The organism is Parabacteroides sp. MSK.9.14, assembly GCF_019041495.1.
Classification (GTDB): Bacteria; Bacteroidota; Bacteroidia; order Bacteroidales; family Tannerellaceae; genus Parabacteroides; species Parabacteroides merdae.
In genome coordinates this window covers 153051-159476 of record NZ_JAHPXO010000006.1, presented here as the reverse complement: position 1 = coordinate 159476, position 6426 = coordinate 153051, and the positions used below count along the sequence as shown (strand labels likewise).

Below are 6426 nucleotides of genomic sequence, written 5' to 3'. Positions count from 1 at the left end.
ATGGGCCAAGTTTATTTAATTTTTAATTCGTCCCAATTTTAATGGGACACTAATGATAAGTAATAGTGAATAAAGCAAAAAAGGAAGAGTCGGATTTGGAAATCAGGAAAGAGATGGAGAGAAGGGTGTTGCAGGATAGGCCTATTCGCTTTGACTGGGTCATCAAACGTTTGTTGTACCGGAAGGCCAACTTCAATGTGCTCAATGGTTTTGCCGTCCTCGCGGGATTGCTGGCTATCCTTTTGCTTGTACCGTCTTGTACGACGGAGGATGAGGTTCCGGATCTCTCCGACGAGGGTACGAATGGTTGGATCTATAAGATTATGGCGGATTACTATTTGTGGAATGAGGATATGCCCGGCAAAGGAAATTTGAACTTCTCACAATCTCCAGATAAGTTCTTCGATTCATTGTTGTCTGATCAGGATGGCGTAAAATACGGAGACGGATGGCTCACTTTTTCCCGGATAGAGAAAAAGGAAGAGGAGACGAAATCTGTTTCGGAGTCCGATTCGTATGGTTTTGAGTTTGCATCATATAAAAACGGCAACCTTTATTATGCCTGGGTTTTATATGTCTTGCCTGGCTCTCCTGCTGCCGAGGCCGGATTGGAACGGGGGGACTGGATTATTGCTGTTGGTAGTGAGACTCCGAATGTGACGAACTTGTCTGCTTTTTATAGCGGAGGTGAAACTACTTTCTTATTGGCAGATGCGGTAAGAAAAGGCAATGAGGTCACTTTTTATAAAAGAAAAACTATTTCGGTTGCAGCTTCCCGTGCAGTGGAAGACACGCCTTTTCTGAAAGATTCTGTCTATACGGTGGGTGGCAAGAAGGTTGGTTATTTGGTTTACAACAGTTTTTCTTCCGGTCCGGACGATGAAAGTACAATCTATGACGACCGGATGAAACAGGTCTTTGCCGGGTTTAAGGTTGAAAATGTGGACGAGTTTATATTGGATTTGCGATATAATCAGGGAGGTTTGGTCACTTGTGCGCAGTTGATGACCTCTCTTCTGGCTCCGGCCGATGCTTTGGGTAAGACATTCTGTATTATGGAGCATAACGAAAAGCAATCAAAAAGTGATGAAACTTTGCTGTTGAGAAAAAATTCTGAAATAGGAAATGCTAATCTGGACTTAAAACGCATTTACGTGCTGACAGGAAGTGTGACCGCATCTGCTTCGGAGGCCGTGATCAATTGCCTGATCCCTTATCTTACCCGTAGTAACATTACGATCATAGGAGAAAAAACGATTGGCAAGCGGGTGGGCAGCAACACTTTCGGAACCAAAGAAAAATATGGCTGGCTGTTGCATCCGATTACATTACGCATTTATAATGCCGATCACGAAGCTGACTATGCAAATGGTTTTGAACCGGATGTAAAGATCGAGGAACTGGTTATAGGAAATGATTTGTTGCCCTTCGGAGATACGAACGAGAGGCTGCTGAGTGAGGCGCTTTCGCGGATAAGCGGATTGAAGAGCCTGCCGGTACATGCGGAAAGCGAAGGTCGTATTTTGCTCACCCCGTCATCTCTCGAAAGAAAACAAACGAAAGGTCTTATCTTCGAGGAGGGAAAATAAGGCCTCTTGTGCCGTCTATAATTGAAGGTCTTCTGCCAGCTTGGTTTTATTTTTGATATACTTACAAAGATATTTTTCTCTTCCGGCAAAAGCTCATATTTTATCCTTATTTTTGTTTCCGGTATCAACTAATTACGTTATGAAAATGATAAATTGTTTCATTCCGTTCCTTTCTTTACCCCAGGCCAGGCAAACCGTAAGAGCGTTGGGGTTATGTGACCGGATAAAGAATATCTACTTGTTAGCGACGGAAAAGATTCCCGATGAGGTCGAGGGTTGTGAGATGCTGATGATCGATTCGCCCGCCAGTACCGCTACTTTCCGGACGATTGCTTTACATGCAGATACGGCCTATACATTGTTATATACCAAATATACGGCATTCGAGCCGGGGCAGTTCGCCTTCGAACGCCTGTTGGCTATTGCCGGCGATACGAATGCCGGAATGCTTTATGCGGATCGTTACCTGTTAAAAAACGGCAACAGCCAACAGGCTCCTGTCATAGACTATCAGAAAGGAAGCTTGCGTGATGATTTTGATTTCGGCTCCCTGCTGTTTTTCCGTTCGTCCGTTTTGAAGCAGGCGGTCCGGGCGATGGATGCTGATTACCGTTTTGCCGGGCTGTATGACCTTCGCCTTCGTGTCTCGGAGCTGGCCGAACTGGTTCATGTCAATGAATATTTGTACTCGGAAGTGGAGACGGATATCCGCAAGAGCGGAGAGAAGTTGTTTGATTATGTTGATCCGAAAAACCGGGCGGTGCAGATCGAGCTGGAAGCTGTTTGTACGGCCTACCTGAAACGGGTCGGCGGTTATCTTGCCCCGGACTTTGAACCGGTCACCTTCGATGCCGGCGGTTTCGAGCAGGAAGCCTCCGTTATCATCCCGGTCCGCAACCGTATCCGTACGATAGAAGATGCTATCCGTTCCGTGCTGGCACAAAAAACGACCTTCCGTTTTAATCTGATTATTGTGGATAACCATTCGACAGACGGAACTTCCGAAGCAATCGGAAAATATACTGCAGACGGACGTGTGGTTCATTTGGTTCCGGAACGTTCCGATCTGGGGATCGGCGGTTGCTGGAACGTGGGTGTGCATCATCCGGCTTGTGGCAAGTTTGCCGTCCAGCTCGATAGCGACGATGTATATAGCGGTCCTGATACGTTGCAGAAGATCGTTGATGCTTTTTATGAACAGAACTGCGCGATGGTTGTCGGAACCTATCGGATGACCGATTTCAAGATGAACGAAATACCGCCCGGCATCATCGACCATCGGGAGTGGACGCTTGAAAACGGACGTAACAATGCGCTCCGCATCAACGGTCTGGGAGCTCCCCGTGCCTTTTATACACCTGTGCTCCGGAGGATCAACCTTCCGAATACAAGCTATGGAGAAGATTATGCTTTGGGACTGCGTATCTCCCGCACCTGGCGTATCGGGCGCATCTATGATGTCCTTTACCTCTGCCGCCGCTGGGAAGACAATTCGGATGCCGCGCTCGATGTCGTGAAAATGAACGGACATAATACCTACAAAGACCGTATTCGTACTTGGGAATTGCAGGCGCGGATTGCTTTGAACGCTCATTCGCCCAAATGATTTCTTCTTGGTCTTTTGGCCGTTTGCTCACTATGGATTCTTTTTTCACTACATTTGTGTTGCGGGACAAGTTGCCGGCAACCATGAAAACACGAAGCTTATGAATGATTTGGAACGAGAAATAGAATTCCTGCTGATAGACCAAAAGCAGGATTGGAAACTGGCAAGGGAGAATTATGGTTCTTTGACCAATGTGCAGACGCGTTATTTCCAGGATGATTACAGGACAACGATTCTTCAATTTAATCCGGAACGGATTCGTTCTTCCGCAGCTAAGATCGACAAGGCATCCTTGCTAGCGCGCCCCTGTTTTTTCTGCCATCGGCCGGAAGAACAAAAGGGAGTGATGTATAATGATGCGTTTGAAATACTGGTTAATCCATACCCTATTTTCGAGGACCATCTGACCGTTCCCCTGCGTTGGCATGAAAAGCAACAGATAAAGCCTTATTACGAGGATATGCTGGACATCGTTTCGGATTTATCTGACTATGCCTTGTTCTATAATGGTCCGAAATGCGGTGCTTCCGCTCCGGATCATATGCATTTCCAAGCTGGAAAGAAAGAGGAGTTTCCGGTTGTGAGAAATTGGCCGAACTTCCCGAAACAGGTCGTTTGGGAAAGTGAACGGACTGGTTTCTATGCTTCAGTCGATCTCCTTCCGGTCTGTTTTATCCTAGTGTCGAGGGATAAGGGTGAGGCGGCGGCCGTTTTCGAGTTGTTATACGACATGATGCCGATGGGACCGGATGATTACGAACCAATGATGAACCTGTTGGCCTGGAGGGAGGATGATGTTTGGATTACCTGTATCTTCCCCCGGCGGGAATTGCGTCCATCCTGCTATTATGCCGAGGGAGATGCCAATATTCTCATCAGCCCGGCGACGGTCGAGATGGCCGGTTTATTTGTCGTCCCTTTGGAAAAGGACTTTAAGAAAGTGACATTTGCAGATCTCGAAAAGGTCTGGGAAGAGGTAAGTATTACGGAGGATGAGGAGAATGAGCTCATCCGGAAAATAAGAGATGAAGTATGACATCATATAAGTCTATGTCTGATAAGCCATCTGTACGGTCTCCTTGGTTTTGGGTTCCTTCCCTGTATTTTGCGCAGGGAATACCTTATGTCGCGGTGATGATCGTCTCTGTCCTGATGTATAAGCGCCTGGGAGTTTCAAATACCGATATCGCCCTTTATACGAGTTGGCTGAATCTGCCCTGGGTGATCAAACCTTTTTGGAGTCCTTTTGTGGATTTGCTGAAGACCAAACGCTGGTGGGTGGTCACGATGCAGTTATTGATCGGGGCAGGACTTGCTGGAGTGGCGTTTACGATCCCAACGACGTTCTTTTTCCAGGCTTCATTGGCTGTATTCTGGTTGCTGGCTTTCAGTTCCGCCACACATGATATTGCGGCGGACGGCTTTTACATGCTGGCTCTCGATTCGCATGAACAGGCTTTCTTCGTCGGTATCCGGAGTACTTTTTACCGGATTGCGATTATTGCCGGACAGGGTGTGCTGGTCATGTTTGCCGGATTTCTGGAAAACAGTACGGGGAATATCCCGCTTGCCTGGTCTGTTACATTCTTTATTTTAGGCGGGCTGTTTTTGGCTTTGTTCCTGTATCACCGGTATATACTTCCTTTGCCGAAAGGGGATAAGCCATCGGCTACGGTGACTCCTTCCACAATCTTAAAAGAGTTTTTCGCGACTTTCGCCTCTTTTTTCAAAAAGAAACAAGCCTTTGTCGCGATTCTGTTTATGCTGTTATACCGTTTTCCGGAAGCCCAGTTGGCTAAATTGGTAACGCCTTTCCTGGTCGATCCCCGCGAAGTGGGTGGCTTGGGGCTTTCGACGGCTGAAATCGGACTGGTGTACGGGACGATCGGTACGATCGGTTTGACATTGGGCGGAATATTGGGAGGTATCGCCGCCTCGGCAGGAGGATTGAAGAAATGGATCTGGCCGATGGCGTTGGCAATTTCCCTTCCTGACGCTGTCTTTATTTATTTGAGCAGTGCGTCGCCTGATAATTTGTGGATAGTCAACATTTGCGTATTTATCGAACAGTTTGGATACGGCTTTGGCTTTACGGCCTATATGTTGTATCTGATTTATTATTCCGACGGAGAACATAAGACGGCACATTATGCGATCTGTACGGCTTTTATGGCTTTGGGCCTGATGCTTCCTGGAATGGCGGCCGGCTGGTTGCAGGAACAGATGGGTTACGAGAATTTCTTCTGGTGGGTGATGGGATGTTGCCTGGTGACGTTGCTTGTCACGGCCTGCCTGAAGATCGATCCCGAATTCGGGAAGAAGAAACAAGGAAATAACTAAATATATTTGCTTTGTATGGTGGCGAAAACGATATTGATAGCGGATGGCGGTTCCACGAAAACGGATTGGAGTATTGTGTCCGGCAATCGGGAGATAGACCGGATCAGGACAGGAGGAATTAATCCTTTTTTCCAGACGGAAGAGGAGATCTCGGCTGAGATAAGGGACAATCTGATTCCCCGGATAAGGGAGTCCGATTCTGTCGGGGCCGTTTACTTTTATGGTGCCGGATGTGCATTCACGGAAAAGAACGAGATTATACGCCGTTCTGTCACGCGCTATCTGCCGGTCCCGGTGGAGGTCGGCAGCGATTTGCTGGCAGCCGCCCGTGCCCTTTGTGGAGACAGCCCCGGCATTGCTTGTATTTTGGGGACCGGTTCCAACTCTTGTCTGTATGACGGAAAGGGTATTGTCAAGAGCATATCTCCGTTGGGCTTTGTCTTGGGTGATGAGGGGAGTGGCGCCGTACTTGGAAAATTGTTGGTTGGGGATGTGTTGAAGAACCAGTTGCCGGCAGCTTTGCAAGAGGCTTTTTGGGCGGAGTCCGGTTTGACACCGGCCATCATTATGGAAAAGGTTTATAAAGGGTCTTTCCCGAATCGTTTTTTGGCAAGCCTGTCTCCTTTTTTGCTCCGGCATATAGAAGAACCGGCAATACGTGATCTGGTGAGCAATAGCTTCCGGGCGTTCTTTACCCGCAATGTCATGCAGTATGATTACCGGGAGCATCCTGTCTATCTGACAGGCTCCATTGCTTGGTATTATCAGGATATATTGAAAGATGTTGCTCGTGAGTTCGAGCTTCGATTAGGAACGATCGTTCAAAGTCCGGTTCAAGGTCTGATCCACTATCACTGTGTTTTATAAATAATAAATTATCTAATTCGGTTT

At 47.4% G+C, this 6426-nt stretch carries 5 protein-coding genes; all 5 read left to right on the top strand.

The genetic code is table 11. The features are described 5' to 3' along the window. Positions 1-65 precede the first annotated feature (65 nt). The 5 genes from KTG12_RS05295 to KTG12_RS05275 all read left to right on the top strand — a co-directional run bounded on the left by KTG12_RS05295 (position 66) and on the right by KTG12_RS05275 (position 6402). Positions 66-1589 (top strand): S41 family peptidase, encoded by a 1524-nt coding sequence (locus tag KTG12_RS05295; RefSeq protein ID WP_005641563.1) that lies wholly within the window; start codon positions 66-68, stop codon positions 1587-1589. Positions 1590-1728: 139 nt separating this feature from the next. Continuing rightward, entirely contained in the window at positions 1729-3195 is a 1467-nt protein-coding gene (locus tag KTG12_RS05290; protein ID WP_173022561.1) for a glycosyltransferase family A protein, read from the top strand. A 100-nt stretch (positions 3196-3295) separates the two neighbouring features. Beyond that, on the top strand, positions 3296-4231 hold the full coding sequence (locus KTG12_RS05285) for a DUF4922 domain-containing protein (protein ID WP_046452542.1): 936 nt from the start codon (positions 3296-3298) through the stop codon (positions 4229-4231). Continuing rightward, positions 4228-5535: an MFS transporter gene (locus KTG12_RS05280; protein WP_155144123.1), complete on the top strand. Its 1308-nt coding sequence runs from the start codon at positions 4228-4230 to the stop codon at positions 5533-5535. Before KTG12_RS05285 ends, KTG12_RS05280 begins: the two co-directional genes overlap by 4 nt. Positions 5536-5550: 15 nt before the next feature. Further along, positions 5551-6402: an ATPase gene (locus KTG12_RS05275; RefSeq protein WP_046452540.1), complete on the top strand. Its 852-nt coding sequence runs from the start codon at positions 5551-5553 to the stop codon at positions 6400-6402. Positions 6403-6426: the final 24 nt, after the last annotated feature.

Bases quoted from the DNA above. Each gene is read 5' to 3' on its own strand.
- KTG12_RS05290 (WP_173022561.1), top strand. From the start codon at position 1,729: ATGAAAATGATAAATTGTTTCATTCCGTTCCTTTCTTTACCCCAGGCC.
- KTG12_RS05285 (WP_046452542.1), top strand. From the start codon at position 3,296: ATGAATGATTTGGAACGAGAAATAGAATTCCTGCTGATAGACCAAAAG.
- KTG12_RS05280 (WP_155144123.1), top strand. From the start codon at position 4,228: ATGACATCATATAAGTCTATGTCTGATAAGCCATCTGTACGGTCTCCT.
- KTG12_RS05275 (WP_046452540.1), top strand. From the start codon at position 5,551: ATGGTGGCGAAAACGATATTGATAGCGGATGGCGGTTCCACGAAAACG.